The sequence below is a fragment of the Pseudomonas sp. 2995-1 genome, assembly GCF_002742505.1.
GTDB classification, from domain to species: Bacteria; Pseudomonadota; Gammaproteobacteria; order Pseudomonadales; family Pseudomonadaceae; genus Aquipseudomonas; species Aquipseudomonas sivasensis.
The window spans coordinates 206,188-231,182 of sequence record NZ_LJSA01000249.1 but is presented as its reverse complement, the minus strand read 5'-3'; the positions used below and the strand labels follow the sequence as shown (position 1 = coordinate 231,182).

General features: G+C 59.8%; 21 protein-coding genes. 11 read left to right on the top strand and 10 right to left on the bottom strand.

From position 1 onward, the window contains the following. Positions 1-13: 13 nt before the first annotated feature. Positions 14-661: a DUF1120 domain-containing protein gene (locus tag AOA61_RS03855; RefSeq protein ID WP_099601167.1), complete on the top strand. Its 648-nt coding sequence runs from the start codon at positions 14-16 to the stop codon at positions 659-661. Here AOA61_RS03855 and AOA61_RS03850 read toward each other — a convergent pair. From AOA61_RS03850 to AOA61_RS03830, 5 genes are all read right to left on the bottom strand, one after another. Next, entirely contained in the window at positions 658-1,923 is a 1,266-nt protein-coding gene (locus AOA61_RS03850; RefSeq protein WP_099601166.1) for a CynX/NimT family MFS transporter, read from the bottom strand. The genes AOA61_RS03855 and AOA61_RS03850 overlap by 4 nt on opposite strands. 200 nt (positions 1,924-2,123) lie before the next feature. Then, positions 2,124-2,888, bottom strand: coding sequence for an amino acid ABC transporter ATP-binding protein (locus AOA61_RS03845; RefSeq protein WP_003171943.1), 765 nt, complete (start codon positions 2,886-2,888; stop codon positions 2,124-2,126). A gap of 11 nt (positions 2,889-2,899) precedes the next feature. Further along, positions 2,900-3,997, bottom strand: coding sequence for an amino acid ABC transporter permease (locus AOA61_RS03840; RefSeq protein WP_032886381.1), 1,098 nt, complete (start codon positions 3,995-3,997; stop codon positions 2,900-2,902). A gap of 10 nt (positions 3,998-4,007) precedes the next feature. Further along, complete coding sequence (locus tag AOA61_RS03835; protein WP_032886379.1) at positions 4,008-5,189, bottom strand: amino acid ABC transporter permease; 1,182 nt, start codon at positions 5,187-5,189, stop codon at positions 4,008-4,010. 72 nt (positions 5,190-5,261) lie between these two features. Next, complete coding sequence (locus tag AOA61_RS03830) at positions 5,262-6,293, bottom strand: amino acid ABC transporter substrate-binding protein (RefSeq protein ID WP_010212954.1); 1,032 nt, start codon at positions 6,291-6,293, stop codon at positions 5,262-5,264. A 347-nt stretch (positions 6,294-6,640) separates the two neighbouring features. On the opposite strand from AOA61_RS03830, the gene AOA61_RS03825 reads away from it, so the two are divergent. Together AOA61_RS03825 and rhlB are read left to right on the top strand one after the other, a co-directional pair. Continuing rightward, positions 6,641-7,297: an alpha/beta hydrolase gene (locus AOA61_RS03825; protein ID WP_099601165.1), complete on the top strand. Its 657-nt coding sequence runs from the start codon at positions 6,641-6,643 to the stop codon at positions 7,295-7,297. Between the two features lie 96 nt (positions 7,298-7,393). After that, complete coding sequence (gene rhlB, locus AOA61_RS03820) at positions 7,394-8,857, top strand: ATP-dependent RNA helicase RhlB (RefSeq protein WP_177326431.1); 1,464 nt, start codon at positions 7,394-7,396, stop codon at positions 8,855-8,857. 130 nt (positions 8,858-8,987) lie between these two features. On the opposite strand, the gene moaE is transcribed toward rhlB, so the two are convergent. From moaE to AOA61_RS03795, 5 genes are all read right to left on the bottom strand, one after another. Continuing rightward, positions 8,988-9,437: a molybdopterin synthase catalytic subunit MoaE gene (gene moaE / locus AOA61_RS03815; protein WP_095183887.1), complete on the bottom strand. Its 450-nt coding sequence runs from the start codon at positions 9,435-9,437 to the stop codon at positions 8,988-8,990. 2 nt (positions 9,438-9,439) lie between these two features. Beyond that, positions 9,440-9,682, bottom strand: a complete 243-nt coding sequence (gene moaD, locus AOA61_RS03810) for a molybdopterin converting factor subunit 1 (protein ID WP_032886374.1) — start codon at positions 9,680-9,682, stop codon at positions 9,440-9,442. Further along, a complete protein-coding gene (gene moaC, locus AOA61_RS03805) occupies positions 9,679-10,152 on the bottom strand; it encodes a cyclic pyranopterin monophosphate synthase MoaC (protein WP_032886373.1) in 474 nt (157 codons plus the stop codon). The genes moaD and moaC overlap by 4 nt, the downstream gene beginning before the upstream one ends. An 89-nt stretch (positions 10,153-10,241) precedes the next feature. Continuing rightward, positions 10,242-11,636, bottom strand: a complete 1,395-nt coding sequence (locus AOA61_RS03800) for a PhoH family protein (RefSeq protein WP_032886372.1) — start codon at positions 11,634-11,636, stop codon at positions 10,242-10,244. Positions 11,637-11,983: 347 nt separating this feature from the next. Next, the gene (locus AOA61_RS03795; protein WP_032886371.1) at positions 11,984-13,108 is read right to left on the bottom strand and encodes a polysaccharide deacetylase family protein; all 1,125 of its coding nucleotides are present in this window, start codon (positions 13,106-13,108) and stop codon (positions 11,984-11,986) included. Positions 13,109-13,227: 119 nt separating this feature from the next. Here AOA61_RS03795 and yaaA point away from each other — a divergent pair, with 119 nt between their 5' ends. From yaaA to AOA61_RS03750, 8 genes are all read left to right on the top strand, one after another. Continuing rightward, positions 13,228-14,007 carry a peroxide stress protein YaaA gene (gene yaaA / locus AOA61_RS03790; protein WP_095183885.1) on the top strand — a complete coding sequence of 260 codons (780 nt, stop codon included), beginning with the start codon at positions 13,228-13,230 and terminating at the stop codon, positions 14,005-14,007. An 873-nt stretch (positions 14,008-14,880) separates the two neighbouring features. Then, on the top strand, positions 14,881-16,197 hold the full coding sequence (locus tag AOA61_RS03785; protein WP_095183884.1) for a nucleotide sugar dehydrogenase: 1,317 nt from the start codon (positions 14,881-14,883) through the stop codon (positions 16,195-16,197). Between the two features lie 83 nt (positions 16,198-16,280). Then, a complete protein-coding gene (alg8, locus tag AOA61_RS03780) occupies positions 16,281-17,762 on the top strand; it encodes a mannuronan synthase (protein ID WP_032886367.1) in 1,482 nt (493 codons plus the stop codon). 37 nt (positions 17,763-17,799) lie between these two features. Then, entirely contained in the window at positions 17,800-18,966 is a 1,167-nt protein-coding gene (locus AOA61_RS03770) for an alginate biosynthesis protein Alg44 (RefSeq protein WP_032886365.1), read from the top strand. 8 nt (positions 18,967-18,974) lie between these two features. Beyond that, positions 18,975-20,480, top strand: a complete 1,506-nt coding sequence (gene algK / locus AOA61_RS03765; protein WP_178075179.1) for an alginate biosynthesis TPR repeat lipoprotein AlgK — start codon at positions 18,975-18,977, stop codon at positions 20,478-20,480. Beyond that, positions 20,477-21,961 (top strand): alginate export family protein, encoded by a 1,485-nt coding sequence (locus AOA61_RS03760; RefSeq protein WP_032886361.1) that lies wholly within the window; start codon positions 20,477-20,479, stop codon positions 21,959-21,961. The genes algK and AOA61_RS03760 overlap by 4 nt, the downstream gene beginning before the upstream one ends. Beyond that, positions 21,961-23,529: a mannuronan 5-epimerase AlgG gene (algG, locus tag AOA61_RS03755; protein WP_032886358.1), complete on the top strand. Its 1,569-nt coding sequence runs from the start codon at positions 21,961-21,963 to the stop codon at positions 23,527-23,529. Before AOA61_RS03760 ends, algG begins: the two co-directional genes overlap by 1 nt. 11 nt (positions 23,530-23,540) lie before the next feature. After that, complete coding sequence (locus tag AOA61_RS03750; protein ID WP_032886487.1) at positions 23,541-24,989, top strand: alginate O-acetyltransferase; 1,449 nt, start codon at positions 23,541-23,543, stop codon at positions 24,987-24,989. Positions 24,990-24,995 lie beyond the last annotated feature (6 nt).

Below are 24,995 nucleotides of genomic sequence, written 5' to 3'. Positions count from 1 at the left end.
AGGGATCAGCCTCATGAAAACGCACAACATCGCCCTTCTTTCCCTGCTGCTGGCCGCAGGCACCACCGTTCAGGCGGCCTCGCAGGTGGATCTGGCGGTCACAGGCCGTCTCACGCCCACCGCCTGTACGCCGCTGCTGTCCAACGGTGCAGTCATCGACTACGGCAAGATCTCCCGTCAGGACCTCAACGTGGACAAGGGCACGCGTCTGCCCATCAAGCCGTTGCAAGTCAGCATTGCCTGCAACGGCGCGAACCGCTTCGCCTTGCGCATGCGGGACAATCGTGACGGTTCGGCGATGGTCAACAGCGAGATTTACTACGGCCTGGGCTTGGACCATAGCGGTAACCGCATCGGTCTGTACTCGATGGCCTTCGACCCGCGCCAGACCATCGTCGACGGCAGCACGCTGGTGTATGGCACCGAGTCCACCACCGGTGGCCTGGCCTGGCGCACTGCCAACCTCAACCCGATCAACATCGGCGCCAAGAGTTACCTTGGGTTCACGGACATCGCCGGCAGCACGGCCGGCCCTTCGGCGATTCAAGAATTGACCAGCACGGTGCAGGTCGAGACCGTGATCAACGCCACGCAAAACCTCGACCTGAGCCGCGACATCGCGCTCGACGGCCTCGCCACGCTGGAGGTGGTGTACCTCTAGATTTTCTCGCTGGTCACCTGCACATACCGCGCCCGCCCGGCGCCAAGGCCCGCGGCGATCGCACCAACACCAAGCACCGCGAAGATCCAGCCAATGGCCGACCAGCCGCAGGTCCAGTCATGCACCAGGCCCACGGCCAATGGGCCGAGCGAGGCCAGGGTGTAACCGAAGCCCTGGGCCATGCTCGACAGGTTGGCCGCCACGTGGGCATCAGGGGAACGCAGCACGATCAGGGTCAACGCCAGGCTGAACGTGCCGCCCTGCCCCAGCCCAAGCAAAATCGCCCAGCCCCACAAGCCATCGAGCGGTGCATAGAGGCAACCGAACAGCCCGCCGAGGGTCAGCAGCATCACCACCACAATCGCCAGGCGCTGGTCCTTGCCCCGGGTGGCCAGCCACGGCGCGGCCAGCGAACTGACCAATTGCACAATGATCGAGCCGGACAGCGCCAACCCGGCCTCGGTGGCGCTCAGGCCACGACCGATCAGGATCGACGGCAGCCAGCCAAACACGATGTACGCCAGGGACGATTGCAGGCCCATGTACAAGGTCACCTGCCAGGCCAGTGGGTCACGCAGCAAGCCCTTGACCCGGTACGCCACCTGATGCGCGCCCTGTTTATGCCCGACCTGGGGCAACCAGAACACGGCCGCCATCAGCGCCGGCAAGATCCAGAAGCCCAGGCCTATCGGCCAACTGTCGCCGAAGTAATGACTCAACGGCACCGTTGCGCCTGCCGCCAGCGCCGCGCCCAGGCACAGCGCCATGGTGTACACGCCGGTCATGGCGCCGGCCTGTCGAGCGAAATCACGCTTGACGATGCCTGGCAACAACACGCCGATAATCCCAATGCTTGCGCCGGCAATCAGGCTGCCGGCGAACAGGCCCACTTCACCGAACGAACTGCGTAGCAGGATGCCCGCCGCCAGGGTCAACAGAATTCCCAGCACCACGCGCTCGGCGCCAAAACGCCGCGCCAGGATCGGCGCCAGGGGCGCGAAGAGCCCCAGGCACAACACTGGCAAGGTGGTCAGCAGACCGGCCCTGGCGGCTGACAAGCCCAGGCTGCTGGACACTTCACCGAGCACCGGCGCCATGCTCGACAGCGCCGGACGCAGGTTCAACGCCACCAGGACCAGGCCCAGCAGTAACAACCAAGGGCGGTTCAGCGGCGCGGGCGCCTGCTGCACGATGTCGTCGTCTGCTTCGGCGTCGATCAACAGTTCTTCAAGTTCAGTCGTGCGTTTGGCTTCAAGGTTCATGGATCAACTGGGCGCCGAGGATGGCGTAGAAGGAGTGGTACAACTCGCTCAAGGCGGGGTTGCGCGCTTCGTCCAATCATTGGATGAATTTGCCCACAGGCTATTCGGAGTTTCCTACGAGGGCAAGGCAACGGTTTTTTTGAACAGGCAAAAATAAACCCGGCGCCAGGCCGGGTTTATGGTTAAGCATCACCGATCGATCAATGCAGAATCTGGCTCAAGAACAACTTGGTCCGATCGTTCTGCGGGTTGTCGAAGAAGTCATTCGGCGCCGCTTGCTCAACGATTTCGCCTTTGTCCATGAAGATCACGCGATTGGCCACGGTGCGGGCGAAGCCCATTTCGTGGGTTACGCACAACATGGTCATGCCGTCTTCAGCCAGGCCGATCATGGTGTCGAGTACTTCCTTCACCATTTCCGGGTCGAGGGCCGAGGTCGGTTCGTCGAACAGCATGATTTTCGGCTTCATGCACAGCGCCCGGGCAATCGCCACACGCTGTTGCTGGCCGCCGGACAGTTGCCCCGGAAACTTGTGGGCCTGCTCCGGAATGCGCACGCGCTCCAAGTAGTGCATGGCGATTTCTTCGGCCTTGCGCTTAGGCATCTTGCGCACCCACATCGGCGCCAGCGTGCAGTTCTGCAGGATGGTCAGGTGCGGGAACAGGTTGAAGTGCTGGAACACCATGCCGACTTCACGGCGGATCGCTTCGATCTGCTTGAGGTCGTTGGTCAGTTCCACGCCATCGACCACGATGCGGCCTTGCTGGTGCTCTTCCAGACGGTTGAGGCAGCGGATGGTGGTGGACTTGCCCGAACCCGACGGGCCGCACAGCACGATACGCTCGCCCTGCTTGACGTTGAGGTTGATGTCTTTCAACACGTGGAACTGGCCGTACCACTTGTTGACGCCCTGCATCTGGATAATGCCTTCAGGGCTCACAGGCTGTTTGATTGCTTCGCTCATAACAACAACTCCTAACGCTTGTGGCCTGTGTCGAGCTTGTGTTCCAAATGAATGGAATAGCGCGACATACCAAAACAGAAAATCCAGAACACCAGGGCGGCGAACACGTAGCCTTCAGTGGCCATGCCCAACCATTTCGGGTCGGCGGCGGCTTGCTTGACGCTGTTGAGCAGGTCGAACAGGCCGATGATGATCACAAGGCTGGTGTCCTTGAACAACGCGATAAACGTGTTGACGATACCGGGGATCACCAGCTTCAAGGCTTGCGGCAGAATCACCAGGCCCATGCTGCGCCAGTAACCCAGGCCCATCGCGGCAGCCGCTTCGTACTGACCTTTAGGGATCGCCTGCAAACCACCACGCACCACTTCGGCCACATAGGCCGACTGGAACAGGATCACGCCGATCAACGCCCGCAGCAGCTTGTCGATGCCCATGCCTTCAGGCAGGAACAGCGGCAGCATCACCGAGGACATGAACAGCACGGTGATCAACGGCACGCCGCGCCAGAACTCGATGAACGTCACGCAGATCACACGAATTGCCGGCATGTTCGAACGCCGTCCCAGCGCCAGCACGATGCCCAGAGGCAAGGCGCCGGCGATACCGACGGTGGCGATCACCAGGGTCAGCATCAAGCCGCCCCATTGGCTGGTCGCCACGTTGGTCAGGCCGAAGATCCCGCCGTGCAACAGGAAGAACGCAATGATCGGGTACAGCACCAGAAAGCTCAGGCCGTAGATCGCCTTGCGTTGGAAACGCGAGATGAACAACGGTGCCACGCCAACGATGGCCAGCCACACGGTCAGGTCTACACGCCAGCGCAGGTCGCCGGGGTAGTAGCCGTACATGAACTGCCCAAAGCGCTGTTGGATGAACACCCAGCAGGCGCCTTCTTTCGTGCAATCGGCGCGGGTCGTCCCAACCCAGTTGGCGTCGAGGATGGCCCAGTGCAGGATCGGCGGCACCACCAGGTAGATCAGGTAGAACGCCAACAGCGTCAGCAGGGTGTTGAGCCAACTGGAAAACAAGTTGGCGCGCATCCATGCCACCGGCCCGAAGACTTTGCTCGGCGGCGGCATATCAGGTTTGAAAGTATGCGTACTCATGGGCGTTTCCTCACCGCTCGATCAGCGCAATGCGCTTGTTGTACCAGTTCATCAGCAGGGAAATGCTGATGCTGATCGCCAGGTACACGCTCATGGTGATGGCAATGACTTCGATGGCCTGGCCGGTCTGGTTGAGCACCGTGCCGGCAAACAGCGAAACCATTTCCGGGTAACCGATACCGGCGGCCAACGACGAGTTTTTCGCCAGGTTCAGGTATTGGCTGGTCAGCGGCGGAATGATCACCCGCAGCGCTTGCGGGATGATGACCTTGCGCAGCGTCGGCCCAGGGCGCAGGCCCAGGGAGCGCGCAGCTTCGGTCTGGCCGTGGCTGACGGACTTGATGCCCGAACGCACGATCTCGGCGATAAACGCTGCCGTGTACACGGTAAGCGCCAGGGTCAGCGCCAGCAGTTCAGGGATCAGCACCCAGCCGCCGACAAAGTTGAAACCTTGCAGCGTGGGCATTTCCCAGTGCAGCGGTGCACCGAAGATCAGGGCGCACAACGCCGGGATCACGAAAAACAGCGCCAGGCCCGCCCAGAATTTGTGGAACGGAACGCCGGTGGCTTCAAAGCGTTTGTTGGCCCAACGCGCCATCGCCACGATTGCCACGATCGCCACCACCACACTGGCCACAAACGGCCAGAACCCATCAGCGGCAAGCGCTGCCGGCATATTCAGGCCACGGCTGCTGACAAAGAAGGTGTCGCCGAAGTTATGGCTGTTACGCGGCCCCGGCATGGTCAGGAACACCGCGAAGTACCAGAACAGGATTTGCAGCAGCGGCGGAATGTTGCGGAACACTTCCACATACACGGTCGCCAGCTTGTTGATCATCCAGTTCGGCGACAGACGCGCCACGCCAATGATGAAACCGAGCAAGGTCGCCAGGACCACGCCGATCACGGTCACCAGCAGGGTATTGAGCAAGCCGATTACAAAGACGCGGGCATAGCTGTCCGATTCGGTGTAGTCGATCAAATGCTGCGCGATGCCGAACCCGGCACTGCGCTCAAGAAAGTCGAAACCCGAGGTAATGCCTCGGTGCTGAAGGTTGGTCTGGGTATTGTCGAAGAGGTACCAGCCCAGCGAGATCACCGCCACAATCGTGATGATCTGGAAGAGCCACGCACGCACTTTGGGATCGCTGAAGCTGAGCTTCTGCTTTGGTGCGCCGATTTGATTTTGCATGAAGTGCCCCGGAAAGAATGGAACAGAACATCACCCGGCGGTTGGCCCACCGGGTGACAGAACCATCAGCGATCAGCGCACAGGGGGTGCGTATTGAATGCCGCCGTTGTTCCACAGTGCGTTCAGGCCACGGTCGATTTCCAGCGGGGTGCTCTTGCCGAGGTTGCGCTCGAACACTTCGCCGTAGTTACCGACTTGCTTGACGATCTGTACGACCCAGTCTTTCTTCACTTTCAGGTCTTTGCCGTATTCGCCGTCAGCACCGAGCAGACGTGCAACGTCCGGGTTCTTGGTGGATTTGGCTTCAGCTTCAACGTTTTTGGAAGTGATGCCGGCTTCTTCAGCGTTGAGCATGGCGTAGCCAACCCAGCGCACGATGGCCAGCCACTCGTCGTCGCCGTTACGCACGACTGGGCCCAGCGGTTCTTTGGAGATGGTTTCCGGCAGAACCACGTAGTCCTTCGGCGCGGCCAGCTTGCTGCGCTGGGCGAACAGTTGGGACTTGTCGGAAGTCAGTACGTCGCAACGACCGGATTCCAGCGACTTGGCGCTTTCGTCGGAGGTGTCGAAGGTGATCGGGGTGTATTTGAGGTTGTTGCCACGGAAGTAGTCGGAAACGTTCAGCTCGGTGGTGGTACCGGCCTGGATGCAGATGGTTGCACCGTCCAGTTCCTTGGCGCTTTTTACGCCCAGCTTGTTGTTAACCAGGAAGCCGATGCCGTCGTAGTAGGTGATGAAGCCTGGGAATTTCAGGCCCATGCCGGCGTCGCGAGAGCTGGTCATGGTGGTGTTACGGGACAGAATGTCGACTTCGCCAGACTGAAGCGCGGTGAAACGCTCCTTGGCGTTCAACTGGCTGAACTTGACCTTGGTCGCGTCGCCGAACACAGCAGCAGCGACAGCGCGGCAAACGTCAGCGTCGATCCCGAGGATCTTGCCGCTGGCATCCGGTACCGAGAAACCCGGCAAGCCGTCACTCACGCCGCATTGCACGAAGCCTTTCTTCTGCACGGCGTCCAGAGTGGCGCCAGCTTGGGCGAAACCACTGACACCCAGTACAGCGGCCGCGGAAACGATGGCCAGGGTGGATTTCAATACCTTCATTCAAACCTCCAAATACGCTCTTGTTGTGTCGGAGCTCGAACCTCAGCGCACCCTTATGAGGCGATATTGACCCGTGTTGGTTTTTTTTAGGGTCAAGCGGCATGAGGCTGTCGCAGTAATTCCAGCGGCTATCCCATAAACGGCAGTCACTGATAGTGTTACCGTCCCGGGATAGTTCTGACATCGACCTACACATAGCAAGCGCCGTACCAGAGTGGTGGCTGAGTCGTTTCAGCCCATGGTCAATAGGAAAAGATTCAACCTTGCGACATTCTCTTAACAGATCAACCTATGACGCACCGTTCCGTCGCACTTAATCGGAGCGCACGCACATTTATGGAGCAGACATGACCGAACCCTTGATTCTTCAGCCCGCCAAGCCCGCAGACGCCTGCGTAATCTGGTTGCATGGCCTGGGTGCCGATCGCTACGACTTTTTGCCGGTGGCCGAAGCGCTGCAGGAAAGCTTGCTGACGACGCGCTTTGTATTACCCCAAGCGCCGACCCGCGCGGTGACTATTAATGGCGGCTACGAAATGCCGAGTTGGTACGACATCAAGGCCATGAGCCCGGCCCGTTCGATCAGCCTGGAAGAGCTGGATGAGTCGTCCAGAATGGTCACCGATTTGATCAAAAACGAAAAAAACAGCGGAATAGACGCCTCGCGAATTTTCCTCGCCGGTTTTTCCCAAGGTGGCGCGGTGGTTTTCCACACAGCGTTTACCAAATGGCAGGGTGCCTTGGGTGGCGTCATCGCCCTCTCCACCTACGCGCCCACTTTCAGCGATGAGCTGGAATTGTCCGCCAGCCAGCAGCGCATTCCCGCTCTGTGCCTGCACGGCCAGCACGACGAGGTGGTGCAGAACGCGATGGGCCGTACGGCTTACGAACACCTGAAGAGCCGTGGTGTCACCTTGACATGGCAGGAATACCCAATGGGCCACGAAGTGTTACCTCAGGAGATACACGATATTGGCGCCTGGTTGAGCGCTCGCCTAGGCTGATACTCCGCATTTATGTAGCCGTATGACAGACACACTACGCCGCGCCCGATTCTTGCATTACACTGCCCGGCGTACATTCCTTAACCAATTAATGAGATCACCGTGCTCAAAGCACTTAAGAAGATGTTCGGCAAAAGCGAGGCTGAGCCGCTCGCGCCTGTCCCCAGTGCTCCTGTCCCCGCCTCCGGCAGCCGCAATGACGGCCAACAGCCCGACCGGACCGCACCTATCGCGCAGCCGAAGACGCCGCCGGTGACATCGCCCGAACAGGCAACCCCTCAGGCTGAAGCCGCGCCCGCCCCCAAGCCTCGCCGGGAACGCGCCCCTAAACCGCCGGTGATCCCATGGAAACTCGAAGACTTTGTCGTCGAGCCCCAGGAAGGTAAAACCCGTTTCCACGACTTCAAACTGGCCCCGGAACTGATGCATGCCATCCAGGACCTGGGCTTCCCGTACTGCACGCCGATCCAGGCGCAGGTATTGGGCTTTACCCTTGCCGGCAAAGACGCCATCGGCCGTGCCCAGACCGGCACTGGCAAGACCGCCGCGTTCCTGATCTCGATCATCACCCAGCTGCTGCAAACGCCGCCGCCGAAAGAGCGCTACATGGGTGAACCGCGCGCGCTGATCATCGCCCCGACCCGGGAGCTGGTGGTGCAGATCGCCAAGGATGCCGCCGACCTGACCAAATACACCGGCCTTAACGTGATGACCTTCGTCGGTGGCATGGACTTCGACAAGCAGCTCAAACACCTCGAAGCCCGCCACTGCGACATTCTGGTAGCGACCCCTGGCCGCCTGCTGGACTTCAACCAGCGCGGCGACGTGCACCTGGACATGGTCGAAGTGATGGTGCTGGACGAAGCCGACCGCATGCTCGACATGGGTTTCATCCCGCAAGTGCGCCAGATCATTCGTCAGACCCCGCCGAAAAACGAGCGTCAGACCCTGCTGTTCTCCGCGACCTTCACCGAAGACGTGATGAACCTCGCCAAGCAGTGGACCACCGACCCGTCCATCGTCGAGATTGAAGCGCTGAACGTCGCCAGCGAAAACGTCGAACAGCACATCTACGCGGTGGCCGGTGCCGACAAGTACAAACTGCTCTACAACCTGATCAACGACAACGGTTGGGAGCGCGTGATGGTGTTCGCCAACCGCAAAGACGAAGTACGCCGCATCGAAGAGCGCCTGGTACGTGATGGTGTCAACGCCGCGCAACTGTCCGGCGATGTGCCGCAACACAAGCGCATCAAGACACTGGAAGGCTTCCGCGAAGGCAAGATCCGCGTGCTGGTGGCCACTGACGTGGCGGGCCGTGGGATTCACATCGATGGCATCAGCCACGTGATCAACTTCACCCTGCCGGAAGTGCCGGACGACTATGTGCACCGGATTGGCCGTACTGGCCGTGCGGGCGCAGCGGGTGTGTCGATCAGCTTTGCCGGGGAAGATGACTCGTATCAGTTGCCGTCGATCGAGACGTTGCTGGGGCGCAAGATCAGCTGCGAGACACCGCCGACGCACTTGCTGCGAGCTGTAGAACGCAAACGCCCGTAAGCTGAAACCCGGTCAAAAATGTGGGAGGGGGCTTGCCCCCGATAGCAGTGGATCAGTCGATACACAAATTGACTGACACACCGCTATCGGGGGCAAGCCCCCTCCCACATTTGGTTCTATGTTCGGCTGGCTACTTCCAGCGGTCCGCTGCAGCGTGGTCGCTGTCCCGCCCTTCCACCCAGCGCGAACCTTCAGGGGTGTTCTCTTTCTTCCAGAACGGCGCTCGCGTCTTCAAGTAATCCATCACAAACGCACAGGCATCAAATGCAGCCTGGCGATGGGCACTGGCTGCCGCGACAAACACAATCGGCTCACCCGGCTCCAACGCGCCGACGCGGTGCAGTACGTCCAGCTTGAGCAACGGCCAACGCTGCTCCGCTTCCACGGCGATCTTGGCCAGGGCCTTTTCGGTCATACCGGGGTAATGCTCCAAGAACATCCCCGATACGTCGCGACCATCATTGAAGTCGCGTACATAACCGACAAAACTCACCACCGCGCCCACGCCCACGTTGGCCGCGTGCATTGCGTTAACTTCAGCACCGGGATCAAACGCCTCAACCTGCACACGGATGGCCATGTTCAGCCTCCGGTCACGGGCGGGAAGAAGGCAACTTCGTCTCCGGCGTGTACCGGTTCGTCGAGACTGCACAACTCCTCATTGCGGGCGCACATCAGACTTGGCTCGTTGAGGACTGCAAACTCCGGGTCACTGGCCAGCGCCAGGCGCACGGCATCCACGGTGGCAAACTCACCTTCCATCTCCAGCGAATCGAAGCCCACCGATTCGGCGTAGCGCGCAAAAAACAGGACGTTAATACTCATACTTGATCCGCCTTGAAATGCCCGCTCTTGCCGCCCAGCTTTTCCAGCAGGCGAATACTTTCGATGGTCATGCCGCGATCCACGGCCTTGCACATGTCGTAGAGGGTCAGCGCAGCGACGCTGGCTGCCGTCAATGCTTCCATCTCCACGCCGGTCTGCCCGGACAGCTTGCAGCGCGCCACGATATGCACCGCGTCTTCGCCATCGGCACTCAGTTCGACCTTGACGCCGGTGAGCATCAGCGGATGGCACAGGGGGATCAGATCACTGGTTTTTTTTGCTGCCTGGATCCCGGCGATGCGGGCCACGGCAAACACGTCGCCCTTGGGATGGGCGCCGTCGACAATCATTTGCAGGGTGCTTGGCAACATGCGCACCCGCGCTTCAGCCACCGCCTCACGGAACGTCACGGACTTGTCGGTGACGTCGACCATATGGGCGCGACCTTGTGAATCGAGATGAGTCAGCACAGCGATACTCCTGATCAGGAGCCGCGATTGTAAACCCAACACACAACAAAATGTGGGAGGGAGCAAGCCCCCTCCCACACTGACCGCATTTACAAATGAGACTCTGCGTATTCAGCCAGGATCGAACGTGGCACACCCTGCAGCGCAATGTGCACGCCGTTCGGGAAGTCTTTGAAGCGTTCAGTCAGGTAGGTCAGCCCGGAGCTGGTCGCGGACAGGTAAGGGGTGTCGATCTGTGCCAGGTTGCCCAGGCACACCACTTTGGAACCGGCGCCGGCACGGGTGATGATGGTTTTCATCTGGTGCGGCGTGAGGTTCTGGCATTCATCGATCAAAATCAGGCTCTGCTGGAAGCTGCGACCTCGGATGTAGTTGAGGGATTTGAACTGCAACGGCACTTTGCTGAGGATGTAGTCGACGCTGCCATGGGTGTTTTCGTCATCCATGTGCAAGGCTTCGAGGTTGTCGGTGATCGCCCCGAGCCACGGCTCCATTTTTTCCGCTTCGGTGCCGGGCAGGAAGCCAATTTCCTGGTCCAGCCCCTGCACGGAGCGGGTGGCGATGATGCGGCGATAGCGCTTGGTCACCATGGTCTGCTCGATAGCGGCAGCCAGGGCGAGGATGGTTTTACCGGAACCCGCAGCGCCGGTCAGGTTGACCAAGTGGATGTCCGGATCGAGCAGCGCATACAGCGCCAGGCTCTGGTAGATGTCGCGCGGTTTCAGGCCCCAGGCTTCCTGGTGCAACAGGGGTTCCTGATGCAGGTCGAGGATCAGCAGCTTGTCGACCTGGATCTCTTTGATCCAGCCCACGAAGCCCTGTTCGTCGATGATGAATTCATTGATGTGCACGGCCGGCAGGTTGTCGATCAGTTGTACCTGGTGCCAGGTGCGGCCATGGTCCTGACGGGTTTCGACCTTGCTCACGAGGTCCCAGAAGGAACCGGTCACCGTGTGATAACCACGGGACAGCATTGAAACGTCATCGACCAGTTGGTCGGTGCTGTAGTCCTCGGCCGCGATCCCACACGCTCGGGCCTTGAGGCGCATATTGATGTCTTTGGTCACCAACACCAGGCGCAAGTCCTTGTCACGCGCGTGCAGGTCGATCAATTGGTTAATGATTTTGTTGTCGTTGAGGTTTTCCGGCAGCAGGCTGTTGGGCTCGCTGCGCTTGCTCATCAGAATCGACAGCAAGCCCTTGGGCCCGCTCTTGCCACGCTGGATCGGCACGCCGACTTCAACGTCCTCGGGTGACGCTTCGCCCAGGGTCTTGTCGATCAGGCGGATGGCCTGGCGGCATTCGGCGGCGACGCTGTGGTGCCCACTTTTGAGTTTGTCGAGTTCCTCAAGCACGATCATCGGGATGGCGACGTGGTGCTCTTCGAAATTGAGCAGTGCGTTTGGATCGTGGATCAATACGTTGGTATCAAGCACATAAAGGATTGGCTGGTCGGAAGAAGGGGTGCGTCCATGATCATCCATACTCGGTCACCTTTGTGGGAGCCAGTCGACGCAATACCACGACAGTGCTGCGCCTTGATTCGACCACCGACTGCACCTGAGTGACGTCAAGCGCAGTGCCCACATGAGGAGTCTTGGAAGACGCCACCTGTGTTGCAGGTTTCGGCGATCTGACTTCGTAATACCGCAAAACCCATGACAGGAAAAAGCACTTTGACGCTTTTTTGAAGTTTATTTTTCAGGATGACGAATAGCACTAGCCGAGTGCCATGCACCCCGTTAAAGTCGGAAGTCCGCCTGCATCGAAATGTCGCACAAAATCACCCCGAAAACGCCTCATACCCAACAGGGCCGGGCACTTCATCTTTTTAACGAAATGCTTCCCGGCAGTCCTGCCAACCCAAGCCACTCTGCGCCGTTGCCTGTAGCAACAGCGGCAATGCCACCCGCGCCTTGTCTTGAGTGTCGTGAAACACAATCACCCCTTTGCGCCATAGCAACATCAGTGTGAGCACGCGCTGCATCGACTCATCGGCCTTGAGCTTGCCTGGATCATCCTGGGAATCGATGTCCCACAACGCCACCTGCAAACCCTGGGATTGAAAGAAGCCCTGACTGTCCGCGCGGCGCTGGCCGTACGGTGGGCGGAACAGCGGCACGTAGTTTTCCGGCATCAGGTTCTGTACCAACGACGCACTGCGGGTGACGGAGCTCTGCCAGTCCACCCAATGGCTGTGGGAGCGGTACTGCCAACCCTGGGTGCCGACGCACTGGCCTTGGTACAACGCCTCCACTTGCGCGGCGGAACTGCGCTCGACACGGGTTTGCAAGCTGCTGCCGAGGGCAAAGAACGTTGCGTTCATCTTCTGCTTGCGCAGGTAGTCGGCGAGCCAGTCGGTATTGCCGCTGACCGGTGCAGGGCCGCCGTCGAACGTCAGCAGGAACAGGCGGTCGTTGAATTCGTCGCCATTGCGCTCATGGTCGCCAAACCGAGCAACTTCGCTGCTGATCTGCGGGAAAAGCGCGGCCTTTCTCAGCAGTTCGTCCAGGTAACGTTCATGGAAGGTATGGCTGGGGGCGGCCCAACCTATATAGAAGGAGTCTTGGCTGACTTCGAACTTGCCGGCCTGTTCGCGCAGGTCGTCCATGTTTTCCACCAGGTAGCAGAACGAGGCATCCACCTCGCAGCTCTGCTGGGCGACGGTGTAGTTTTCCAGCAGGCGTTGCCAGAGCTGGCGGCGCAGGTCGTCGATGGCGGCCTGGTTGATGATCCTCAGGCCCAGGCGCTGCTTGAGCGCCGCGTCATCCAGGGACTCGCTGGCCAACAGGCTGCGGGCGAACATCAGGATTTCGGCGCGCGAGGCTACGTCGAACAGCGCAGGGCTGCTGAGTTTTTCAGGCCAGGTGCCACGGTCCAGACTGGCTACATCCACCGGTGCCGCCTGGGCATTCAGGCACAGCAGGCAAGCCGACAACAAAAGCGCTATTCGCACGCAGGGTCTCCCTCTCCAGAGTCACCGGCCATCATAGCGGATCGCGCCTATCGCCATCATAGGTGGAGTCAAAACGCCCGAGCCCCTAGAATCCCCCCACGATTACAGGAGACGACTTCATGCTGACGGTGATTTCCCCCGCCAAAACCCTCGATTTCGAATCAAAACCGGCGACCCCACGCTTCACCCAGCCGCAGTTCCTGGACCATTCCCAGGAATTGATCGAGCAACTGCGTGAGTTCAGCCCAGCGCAAATCAGCGAACTCATGCACGTCTCCGACAAAATCGGCGGCCTCAACGCCGCGCGTTTCGGCAGCTGGACCCCGGCTTTCACCCCCGAAAACGCCAAACAAGCCTTGCTGGCATTCAAGGGCGACGTGTACACCGGCCTCAACGCCGACACCTTCACCGATGCCGACTTCAGCTACGCCCAGGACCACCTGCGCATGCTCTCGGGCCTTTACGGCCTGCTGCGCCCTCTGGACCTGATGATGCCGTATCGCCTGGAGATGGGCACCAAACTGGCCAACGCACGTGGCAAGGACCTGTACGCCTTCTGGGGCACGCGCATCAGCGAATGGCTGAACGAAGCCCTGGCCGAGCAAGGCGATGACGTGCTGCTCAACCTGGCGTCCAACGAGTACTTCTCGGCGGTCAAGCGCACAGCCCTGAACGCGCGGATCATCAACACCGAGTTCAAAGACCTGAAGAATGGCCAATACAAGATCATCAGCTTCTACGCCAAAAAGGCCCGGGGCATGATGAGCCGCTTTGTGATTGAAGAACGCATCAACGATCCCGCCAAGCTCAAGCAGTTCGATGTGCAGGGTTATCGCTTCAATGCGGAGCAGTCCAAACCGGACAACCTGGTGTTTTTGCGCGATCACGCACCGGAATAAAGCTCTCAACAGCACCGATGTTCAAATGTGGGAGGGGGCTTGCTCCCGATAGCAGAGTGTCAGTCACTGATTGGGTGACTGATACACCGCTATCGGGAGCAAGCCCCCTCCCACATTTTTATCTGCGTTGAATCCGACAAACGCCAACGTTTTGACGTCAAAAAATATCCTGTCGCATTCCTAACGTTTCTTTCACTCGACATTTCTAAATTTTTTTCGTAGTGGCACCACTTTTTTAAAACACTAGTGGCACAAAACTATCTCTCCAAGCCAACTCCCTATAACTACTGGCCCAAATAGCAAGTGCTATCAATATAGTACTAGTGCCATCCCTCCTAATATTTCAAGAAATTTCAGCGCTCTAGATAGGCGGTCTGGAACTTCGTCCCAAAGCACGGCTCATACCACCGGTAACGAAATTCTCTGTTTCTGTAGGAGATGACTTACATGGCGACCAACGGAAGTAGCGAAGTTGTCATATTAAACTTTGACTCATTGGTCATATTGCCAACCGATTAATTAAGAGCGGCGACAAGGATGATTTGCTTCTCCCTATAAGGCCAGGGCTAAGCCTCCCCTAATGGTCAGTGACACAACCCAAGGCATTGATATTTAAAGGCTTGCCGCCTCTATCAAAGCCCTGCGGCACTGGCGCCAGGCCCTTCTCCCAGGAAGGCCGGCTGCATTTGAGGGCAGGTCCCAACAATAAGGCCAAGTTGCGCACAACTTGAGTGCAATCGTTAGTCACTCATTATTCAACATGCCTGTACGCGGTAAGTCGGCGTCTATTCGCCTAACTTTCGTGGCATTTGTGACGCTTGCAAACATGAACTCCGGCCATTAATTGGCATGATTAACACAGAGGTAAATGCGATGCGCATCAGCATATTTGGTCTAGGTTACGTTGGCGCAGTGTGTGCCGGTTGCTTGTCTGCCCGTGGCCACGAAGTGGTAGGCGTAGACATCTCCAAGGATAAGATCGACCTGATCAACGCTGGCAAATCGCCAATCGTTGAACCGGGTCTGGGCGAGCTGTTGAGCCAGGGTATCGAAACCGGTCGACTGCGCGGCACCACCAACTTCGCCGACGCCATCCGTGATACCGACCTGTCGATGATTTGCGTCGGTACGCCGAGCAAGAAAAACGGCGATCTGGAACTCGACTACATCGAAGCCGTGTGCCGCGAGATCGGTTTTGTCCTGCGTGACAAAGCCACCCGCCACACCGTCGTCGTACGTAGCACCGTACTGCCAGGCACCGTGGCCAACGTGGTAATCCCGATCCTCGAAGACTGCTCCGGCAAGAAAGCCGGCGTCGACTTCGGTGTCGCGGTCAACCCGGAATTCCTGCGTGAATCCACCGCCATCGCCGACTACGACTTGCCACCGATGACCGTCATCGGCGAGTTCGACAAAGCTTCCGGCGATGTCCTGCAATCCCTGTACGAAGAACTCGACGCACCGATCATCCGCAAGGACATCGCCGTTGCCGAGATGATCAAGTACACCTGCAACGTGTGGCACGCCACCAAGGTGACCTTCGCCAACGAGATCGGCAACATCGCCAAGGCCGTCGGCGTCGATGGTCGTGAAGTGATGGAAGTGGTCTGCCAGGACAAGACCCTCAACCTGTCCCAGTACTACATGCGCCCAGGCTTTGCGTTCGGCGGCTCGTGCCTGCCAAAAGACGTGCGCGCCCTGACCTACCGCGCCAGCACCCTGGACGTGGAAGCGCCGCTGCTCAACTCGCTGATGCGCAGCAACGAGTCCCAGGTGCAGAACGCCTTCGACATCGTTGCCGGCCACGACAAACGCAAAGTCGCCCTGCTGGGCCTGAGCTTCAAGGCCGGTACCGACGACCTGCGTGAAAGCCCGCTGGTAGAGCTGGCAGAAATGCTGATCGGCAAAGGTTTCGACCTGAGCATCTACGACAGCAACGTCGAGTACGCCCGTGTCCACGGTGCGAACAAAGATTACATCGAAGGCAAGATCCCGCACGTGTCGTCCCTGCTCAACTCGGACTTCGACGACGTGATCAACAACTCCGACGTGATCATCCTCGGTAACCGTGACGAGAAATTCCGCGCCCTGGCGCAGAACGCACCGCACGGCAAGCAAGTGATCGACCTGGTGGGCTTCATGTCCAAAGCCACCTGCGCGACCGGTCGCACCGAAGGCATCTGCTGGTAACAGCACCGGCAAGTTTCAGGCGGCGCGCGTTTCCATCCCCAGCGCTCGCCGCCTGAAACCTCCTTCACCTTCGGAAGATGCTTATGTCCAAGTTAAAACACGTACTACTGCAATCCGCCGGCTGGCTGTTCTTCCTCAGCCTGCTGATGGGTCTCGCCCTGCTGTTGCCGGCGAGTACGTTCGACTCCGAGTCGAAGAATTTTATTTTCCTGATTGGCGCCGTCGGTATCTGGCGCTATTCGATGGGTGCTACGCATTTCTTTCGCGGCATGCTGTTCTTGTACGTGGTCTACCCGCACCTGCGTCGTAAAGTGCGCAAGCTGGGCAAGTCTGCCGACCCGTCCCACGTGTTCCTGATGGTTACAAGCTTCAGGATCGATGCGCTGACCACCGCGCAGGTCTACAGCTCCGTGATCCGCGAGGCCATCGAATGCGGCTTCCCCACCACCGTGGTCTGCTCGCTGGTGGAAATGTCCGATGAGCTGCTGGTCAAGAGCCTCTGGGAGAAGATGAACCCTCCAGAGCACGTGAAGCTCGACTTCGTGCGCATCGCCGGCACCGGCAAGCGCGACGGCCTGGCCTTCGGTTTCCGCGCCATCTCCCGCCACTTGCCGGACGACCGCGCCGTGGTGGCGGTGATCGATGGCGACACCGTGCTTGCCGAAGGCGTAGTGCGCAAAACCGTGCCGTGGTTCCAGCTGTTCGGCAATGTCGGCGGCCTGACCACCAACGAGTTCTGCGAAGTACGCGGCGGCTACATCATGAGCGAGTGGCACAAACTGCGCTTCGCCCAGCGCCACATCAACATGTGCTCCATGGCCCTGTCCAAGCGCGTGCTGACCATGACTGGTCGCATGTCGGTGTTCCGTGCCAGCGTGGTCACCGACCCGGGCTTTATCGCCGACGTGGAAAGCGACTCGCTGCAACACTGGCGCCTGGGCCGCTTCAAGTTCCTCACCGGCGACGATAAGTCCAGCTGGTTCAGCCTGATGCGCTTGGGCTACGACACCTTCTACGTGCCGGACGCCGCGATCAACACCGTGGAACACCCGCCGGAAAAGAGCTTTATCAAGGCCAGCCGCAAGCTGATGTTCCGCTGGTACGGCAACAACCTGCGCCAGAACTCCCGCGCCCTCGGCCTGGGCGTACGCCGCCTCGGTCTGTTCACCAGCGTGGTGCTGTTCGACCAGCGCGTGTCGATGTGGACCTCCCTGCTCGGCCTGACCGTGGCGATTATCGCCACCTTCAAATACGGCGGCGCGTTCATCCTCGCGTACCTGCTGTGGATCGGTATTACCCGCCTGATCCTCACGCTGTTGCTGTCGTGTTCCGGCCACAAGATCGGCCCGGCTTACCCGGCGATTCTCTATTACAACCAGATCATGGGCGCGCTGGTGAAGATCTACGTGTTCTTCCGCCTTGATCAACAGTCCTGGACTCGCCAGGACACCAAACTGACCCGCGATTTGGCCAGCTTTCAACGTTGGTTCAACACCTGGTCGTCTCGGACCATGACCTTCTCCGCCGGCAGCATTTTCGTCGCCGTGTTGCTGATGATGGTCTGACCCTGCCAAGCCTGAATTAACTAGGAAATCGAAAATTATGAACAGCCAAGCAAACGTCAATGTTGTCCACGAATCCGAAGCCCAACGCCAACACGCACGGGTAAAAATCCCGGCCAAATTGCGCTTCTTCGGCAATGACGGCAAACCCACCGAAGCGCGGGTTCTGGACCTGTCCGCCGGTGGCCTGGCATTCACTGCAACCCAACCGCTCAACGTCGGCGAAGTGCACAAGGGTCGCCTGCAGTTCGTGATCGATAACCTCGGTCTGGCGATGGACGTCGAATTGCAGATCCGCTCTTACGACCGCCAGAGCGGCCGTACCGGTTGCCAGTTCCAGAACCTGGAACAGCAGGATATTTCCACCCTGCGCCACCTGATCACCTCGCACTTGTCCGGCGACATCGTGTCCATGGGTGACGTGCTGGCGACCCTGCAACGCGACAACTTCACCAAGGCGCGCAAGGTCAAGGACAGCGGCAGCGGCATGACCGCACTCGGTCGCCTGCGTGCAGTGACGTTCAGCGCGGGGATCTTCATCGTGGGCCTGGCGGCGTTCGGGTTTGTCTTCAAGTCGGTGTACGGCATGTACTTCGTCAGCCACGCCCAGGCCGGTCTGGTCAGCGTGCCGGGTATGAACGTGACGATGCCGCGCGACGGCACCGTGCAAAGCCTGCTCAAAGGTGACGCGATCGCCGCCAAAGGCGCGCCGCTGGCGACCTTCAGCACCAGCATGCTGGATGTGCTCAAGGGCCATTTGGACGAAGACCAGCTGCAACCGGCCAAGGTTGAAGAACTGTTCGGCAAGCAAATGACCGGCACCCTGACCTCACCGTGTGATTGCGTGGTAGCCCAGCAAATGGTCGCTGACGGTCAGTACGCCAGCAAAGGCGATGTGATCTTCCAACTGGTGCCACGCGGCGCTCCGGCCAATGTGGAAGCGCGTTTCACCTATCGCCAGTTCGGCGACGTGCGCCCAGGTACGCCAGTGAGCTTCCAGGTTGCCGACGAAGACCAAGTGCGTACCGGCACCATCGTCAGCAGCACCAGCCTGAACAGCGCCGATCTGTCCTCCGACATCCGCGTACAGATCAAGCCTGATGCACCGCTGGACAGCGCATTCGCCGGCCGCCCGGTGGAAGTCACCAGCGACCGTGGCCCATCGCTGAACTGGCTGATCGATAAAGCCATGGCTGCCGGACTGTAAGCGAGGAGATGCCTGTGATGACGCGCCTAAAAACACCGCAATCCCTGTGGGAGCGGGCTTGCTCGCGATGGGATCAGCGCGGTTTGCCTGACGGATCGGGTCGCCTGTATCGGGAGCAAGCCCCCTCCCACATGGGTTCGGTGGCGTTGCTGGCTATTGCGGTGAGCCTCGCCGGTTGCGCCGGCCTGCCCGACCAACGCCTGGCCAATGAAGCGCTTAAGCGTGGCGACACCGTCACCGCGCAGCAGAATTACCAGCAACTGGCAGACCTGGGTTACAGCGAGGCCCAAGTGGGCCTGGCCGATATCCAGGTAGGCACCCGCGATCCGGCGCAAATCAAACAGGCCGAAGCCACTTACCGTGCAGCGGCAGACACTTCGCCGCGCGCCCAGGCTCGCCTGGGGCGCCTGCTGGTGGCCAAGCCTGGCTCCACCGAAGCCGAGCACCATGAAGCTGAAGGCCTGCTGAAAAAAGCCTTTGCCAATGGTGAAGGCAACACCCTGATTCCACTGGCGATGCTGTACCTGCAATACCCGCACAGCTTCCCGAATGTGAACGCCCAGCAGCAAATCAGCAAATGGCAGGCCGCCGGTTACCCGGAAGCCGGCCTTGCCCAAGTGCTGCTGTATCGCACCCAAGGCACCTACGACCAGCACATGGATGATGTGGAGCGCATCTGCAAAGCCGCGCTGAACACCACCGATATCTGCTACGTCGAGCTGGCCACGGTCTATCAGAAACAAGCCGCGCCGGAAAAACAGGCCGAATTGCTCAAGCAGATGGAAGCCGGTTACAGCCGTGGCACCGTCACCGCCCAGCGCGTCGACAGCGTCGCCCGTGTGCTCGGCGATGCCACCCTTGGCACGCCGGACGAAAAAACCGCCCAGGCCCTGCTGGAAAAAATCGCCCCTGGCTACCCGGCGTCCTGGGTCAGCCTCGCGCAACTGCTCTACGACTTCCCGGAACTGGGCGACGTCGACCAAATGATGAAGTACCTCGACAACGGCCGCGCGGCCGACCAGCCTCGCGCCGAACTGCTCCTGGGCAAGCTCTACTACGAAGGCAAGTGGGTACCGGCCGATGCCAAGGCCGCCGAAGCGCACTTCGAAAAAGCCGTGGGCAAGGAAGTCGCTGCCGATTACTACCTCGGCCAGATCTACCGCCGTGGCTACCTCGGCAAGGTCTACCCGCAAAAGGCCCTGGACCACTTGCTGACCGCGGCGCGAAACGGCCAGAACAGCGCCGACTTCGCCATCGCCCAACTGTTTTCCCAAGGCAAGGGCACCAAGCCCGACCCATTGAACGCCTATGTCTTCAGCCAATTGGCCAAAGCCCAGGACACCCCGCAAGCCGTTGAGCTGGCCACCCAGCTCGAAGCACCGCTGACGCCGGAACAACGCGCCCAGGGCCAACGCCTGGTGCAACAGGAACTGGCCGCCCGCGGCACCCTGGCCCAGAGCACGTTGCAACTGCACGCCCTGGATGAAGAAGACGACGGCGAGGAATCCCTATGAAGCTCAACCCATTCGTCAAGGCCGGTATTGGCCTGACCTTCGCCCTGCTGTGGTCGTGCCCGACCCTGGCCGCGCTGACTGAAGCCAAGAACTTCGGCCTGGAAGTGAAAATCACCGGCCAGTCCGAAGATGACCGCGACCTGGGCACGCAAAAAGGCGGCGACGTCAACGGCGTCGGTATCGACCTGCGCCCTTGGATCTACGGTGAAAGCGGCAACTGGAGCGCCTACGCCATGGGCCAGGCGGTTGCATCGAGCGACATCATCGAGACCGACACCCTGCAACAGTCGGCCGACGACGAAAACCAGCAAACCACCAACAACGACCGCAAGACCAAGAAGAACTACTTGGCGATGCGCGAATTCTGGGTCGGCTACAGCGGCTTCACACCCTACCCTGGCGAGATCCTCAAGCTCGGTCGCCAACGCCTGCGCAATGACGACGGCCAATGGCGCGACACCAACATCGAAGCGCTGAACTGGACCTTCGACACCACCTTGCTCAAAGCCAACGTGGGCGTCGCCGAACGCTTCAGCGAATACCGCACCGACCTCAAGGAACTGTCGCCTGTCGACAAGGACCGCCAGCACCTCTACGCCGACGCCGCTTACCAGTGGACGCCAGGCCAGTGGATCGGCTTGCGCGGTCATCACACCCATGACAACGGCAAGCTCGACTACCCGGAACCGGGTCAACCCACCGACTCGTTGGACAAGCGCGAAAACGGCGACCTGACCTGGCTCGGCATCGAAGCCAACAGCGACGCCTACAACTGGCGCAACACCAACACCGTCAACTACTGGGCAAGCGTGACAGGCATGCGTGGCGACCGCGACAAGGTCAACGCGTTGAAGTCTGACGGTTCGAGCCCCGATCAGGCCAAGCGCAGTGACAATCTCAGTGGCTGGGCCACCGATATCGGCGTGCGCCTGCGCCTCGACCCGCAGTGGCAAGTGGGTGCGGCTTACTCCCGCGCCAGCGCCGATTACGAGCAGAACGGCCTGCAAAGCAACCGTTCGAACTGGACCGGTACTCAGTCCCGCGTGCACCGCTTCGGCGAAGCGTTTCGCGGCGAGATGAACAACATGCAGTCCATGAGCCTGTTCGGGTCCTGGCAGTTGCGCGAGGACTACGACGCCAGCCTGGTGTACCACAAGTTCTGGCGCGTGGATGGCAACAAGCCGGTGAGCAGCAACGGCATTGCCGCGCTGGATAACACCACCGACGCCGCCGGTGACATCGTCGCCAGCACCTCCTTGCCACTGGCCGACGGCAAGAAAGACCTCGGTCAGGAGATGGACCTGGTCGTCACCAAGTACTTCAAGAAAGGCCTTCTGCCGGCCGCGCTCAGCCAGTCGGTTGACGAACCCTCGGCCCTGGTGCGTTTCCGTGCCGGTGTGTTCAAACCGGGCGACGCTTATGGCAGCAAAGTCGACTCCTACATGCACCGCGCCTTTGTCGACGTGGTCTGGAAATTCTGATGGGAGCCTGCGCAATGAATGCTCAAAGCCTACTCGTCGCGGCAATGCTGATGGCCAGCGCCACAGCGTTCGCCGATACGGCGGCCAAGGCGCCGACCATCGCCAAGGAACTGCAACAGGCCAAGACCTACACCATTTCCAGCCCGCCTACGGCGCCGCTGGAAATGGCCAAGCCGACCCTGCCGGACCTGTCGGGTTACACCGCCGCCGCGATGGAAAAGAAGATCGTGCGCAGCAAGCCCGGCAAAATCAGCATCCGCCGCATGATGCAGGAAGACGCCCTCAAGGACTTTATCGGCGGCGACAACAAGATGGCCGAATGGGTGGTGCGCCAACACGGCATTCCACAGGCGATCTTTGTCGACGACGGCTACATGAACCTCAAAGACTTGCTGGGTAAAGTGCCCAAGCAGTACTTCAGCGAAACCTCGCCGGGTGTGTTCCTGGCCAAGTTGCCGATCGTGGTCGGGCGCAAAGGCATCCTGGACATCGATAACAAGACCCAGGAGCTGCGCCTGTCCCAACAGGCCGGTTCGTTCCTGATCAACGACGGCCAGTTGTTTGTGCGTGACACCAAAATCACCGGTTGGGACGAAAAGGCCAACGGCCCGGCGCTGTTCAAGTCGCCGAAGGAGTTCCGCCCGTTCCTGCTGGCCTGGGGCGGCACCGAGACGTACATCTCCAAGACCAAGATGGCCAGTTTCGGCTACGCCAACAGTAAGTCGTACGGGGTGAGTATTTCCCAGTACACGCCGAACATGGCCAAGGTGCTCAAGCGCCCTGAACCGACCGGCTGGATCATCGACTCCGAGTTCTCGGACATGTGGTACGGCTTCTACTGCTATGAGACCACGGGCTTCGTGATCAAGGGCAATACCTACAAAGACAACATCGTCTACGGCATTGACCCCCACGACCGTTCCCACGGCCTGATCATCGCGGACAACACCGTCTACGGCACAAAGAAGAAGCACGGCATCATCATTTCCCGTGAAGTGAACGACAGCTTCATCTTCAACAACCGCAGCTACGACAACAAGCTTTCGGGCCTGGTGATCGACCGTAATAGCGTCAACAACCTGATCGCCGACAACGAGATCTACCGCAACCACACTGACGGCATCACCCTCTATGAGAGCGGCGACAACCTGTTGTGGGGCAACAAGGTGATCAGCAACCGTCGCCACGGCATTCGTGTGCGTAACAGCGTGAACATCAAGCTGTACGAAAACACCTCGATGGCCAACGGCCTGACCGGCGTGTACGGCCACATCAAGGATTTGACCGACACCGACCGCGACATCGCCCTCGACCCATTCGACGCCAAGGTCTCGCTGATCGTGGTCGGCGGTGAGCTGGCAGGGAACGGCAGCGGGCCGCTGTCCATCGACTCGCCGCTGAGCATTGAGCTGTATCGCGTGTCGATGCTGGCGCCGACCAAATCCAGTGGCATCAGCTTCTCCGGCGTCCTAGGCGAACGCCAGGAAGAAATTCTCGACCTGCTGGTACGCCAGCAGAAAGCCGTGCTGATCGACCCTGTCGAACGCCAGACCGAAATGCAGGACTGAGGATGACCCTTATGCACCCACACATGATCAAACTGCTGAGCCTCTCGGGTCTGACCCTCGGCCTGCTCGCGGCCAGCCAGGGCGTACGCGCCGACGAACTGAAGGCACCGACCTTCACCGCCGAACCGTGCTGCAGCCTGTGCCCGGCCGCCCATGACGCGAAGAACTACACCACGCGCTACCAGCAGAACTTCACCACCCTGGTAGAAGCCCAGGGCGACTGGCTGTTCCGTACCCAGGAAGACTTGCGCACCGAATTCGACACCAGCCCCGCCGGCTACAAACGCATGCAACAACTGCACGATGCGTTCAAGGCCAAGGGCGTGGAACTGGTGGTGGTCTACCAGCCGACCCGTGGCCTGGTGAACCGCAACAAACTCAACCCTGAAGAGAAAGCCAAGTTCGACTTCGACAAGGCCCTGGGCAACTACAAAACCATGCTCGGCCGTTTCGCCAAGATGGGCTACGTGGTGCCGGACCTGTCGCCGCTCACCAATGAGCAACTGCCGGATGAACTGCCGGCCCACGATTTCTACTTCCGTGGCGACCAGCACTGGACCCCATACGGCGCCCAGCGCACTGCGAAAATCGTCGGCGCCAAAGTGCGTGCGATGCCTGAGTTTGCCGATATTCCGAAGCGTGAATTCGAGACCAAGCGCTCCGGGCGCATGGGCAAGACCGGCACCCTGCACAACATGGCCGGGCAATTGTGCGGCACCAGCTACGCGATCCAGTACATGGACCAGTTCACCACCGAGCCTAAGGGCGAAGCCGGTGACGGCGACCTGTTCGGCGACTCGGGCAACCCGCAGATCACCCTCGTGGGCACCAGCCACAGCGGCAAGAACTACAACTTCGCCGGCTTCCTGGAGCAGGAAATCGGTGCCGACATTCTCAACGTGGCCTTCCCCGGCGGTGGCCTGGAAGGTTCGATGATCCAGTACCTGGGCAGCGAAGAATTCCAGAAGACCCCGCCGAAAATCCTTATCTGGGAATTCTCGCCGCTGTATCGCCTGGACCAGGAGACCATCTACCGCCAGATGATGTCGCTGCTCGACAACGGCTGCGAAGGCAAGACCGCGCAGATGACCGCGAGCACTACATTGAAACCCGGCAAGAACGAATTGATGGTTAACAGTTCGAACAAAGACCTGCGCAACGCCAACCATCAGGTTGATATCCGCTTCGCCGATCCATCGGTGAAAACCTTGCAAGCCACCCTCTGGTACATGAACGGGCGCCACGAGGACATCAAGATCGAGAAACCCGAAACATCCGATACAGACGGGCGTTTCGCCTTTGAACTGCGCACCGATGAAGACTGGGCCTCGCAGAACTTGCTGGCCGTGGAAGTGCAGGGCCCCGAAGCGGGCGCTGCCGCGCAGAAGGTCGAAGCGAAAATTTGCACACGCAACGTATTCCCAAGCGGCGGTCAGAAGACTGCCTCACTCGGGCAATGAGGTTAC

What these genes read in the sequence shown, in the direction of transcription:
- AOA61_RS03855 (WP_099601167.1), top strand. Translation starts at nt 14, where the DNA reads ATGAAAACGCACAACATCGCCCTTCTTTCCCTGCTGCTGGCCGCAGGC.
- AOA61_RS03850 (WP_099601166.1), bottom strand. Translation starts at nt 1,923, where the DNA reads ATGAACCTTGAAGCCAAACGCACGACTGAACTTGAAGAACTGTTGATC.
- AOA61_RS03845 (WP_003171943.1), bottom strand. Translation starts at nt 2,888, where the DNA reads ATGAGCGAAGCAATCAAACAGCCTGTGAGCCCTGAAGGCATTATCCAG.
- AOA61_RS03840 (WP_032886381.1), bottom strand. Translation starts at nt 3,997, where the DNA reads ATGAGTACGCATACTTTCAAACCTGATATGCCGCCGCCGAGCAAAGTC.
- AOA61_RS03835 (WP_032886379.1), bottom strand. Translation starts at nt 5,189, where the DNA reads ATGCAAAATCAAATCGGCGCACCAAAGCAGAAGCTCAGCTTCAGCGAT.
- AOA61_RS03830 (WP_010212954.1), bottom strand. Translation starts at nt 6,293, where the DNA reads ATGAAGGTATTGAAATCCACCCTGGCCATCGTTTCCGCGGCCGCTGTA.
- AOA61_RS03825 (WP_099601165.1), top strand. Translation starts at nt 6,641, where the DNA reads ATGACCGAACCCTTGATTCTTCAGCCCGCCAAGCCCGCAGACGCCTGC.
- moaE (WP_095183887.1), bottom strand. Translation starts at nt 9,437, where the DNA reads ATGGCCATCCGTGTGCAGGTTGAGGCGTTTGATCCCGGTGCTGAAGTT.
- moaD (WP_032886374.1), bottom strand. Translation starts at nt 9,682, where the DNA reads ATGAGTATTAACGTCCTGTTTTTTGCGCGCTACGCCGAATCGGTGGGC.
- AOA61_RS03800 (WP_032886372.1), bottom strand. Translation starts at nt 11,636, where the DNA reads ATGGATGATCATGGACGCACCCCTTCTTCCGACCAGCCAATCCTTTAT.
- yaaA (WP_095183885.1), top strand. Translation starts at nt 13,228, where the DNA reads ATGCTGACGGTGATTTCCCCCGCCAAAACCCTCGATTTCGAATCAAAA.
- AOA61_RS03785 (WP_095183884.1), top strand. Translation starts at nt 14,881, where the DNA reads ATGCGCATCAGCATATTTGGTCTAGGTTACGTTGGCGCAGTGTGTGCC.
- alg8 (WP_032886367.1), top strand. Translation starts at nt 16,281, where the DNA reads ATGTCCAAGTTAAAACACGTACTACTGCAATCCGCCGGCTGGCTGTTC.
- AOA61_RS03770 (WP_032886365.1), top strand. Translation starts at nt 17,800, where the DNA reads ATGAACAGCCAAGCAAACGTCAATGTTGTCCACGAATCCGAAGCCCAA.
- algK (WP_178075179.1), top strand. Translation starts at nt 18,975, where the DNA reads ATGCCTGTGATGACGCGCCTAAAAACACCGCAATCCCTGTGGGAGCGG.
- AOA61_RS03760 (WP_032886361.1), top strand. Translation starts at nt 20,477, where the DNA reads ATGAAGCTCAACCCATTCGTCAAGGCCGGTATTGGCCTGACCTTCGCC.
- algG (WP_032886358.1), top strand. Translation starts at nt 21,961, where the DNA reads ATGGGAGCCTGCGCAATGAATGCTCAAAGCCTACTCGTCGCGGCAATG.
- AOA61_RS03750 (WP_032886487.1), top strand. Translation starts at nt 23,541, where the DNA reads ATGCACCCACACATGATCAAACTGCTGAGCCTCTCGGGTCTGACCCTC.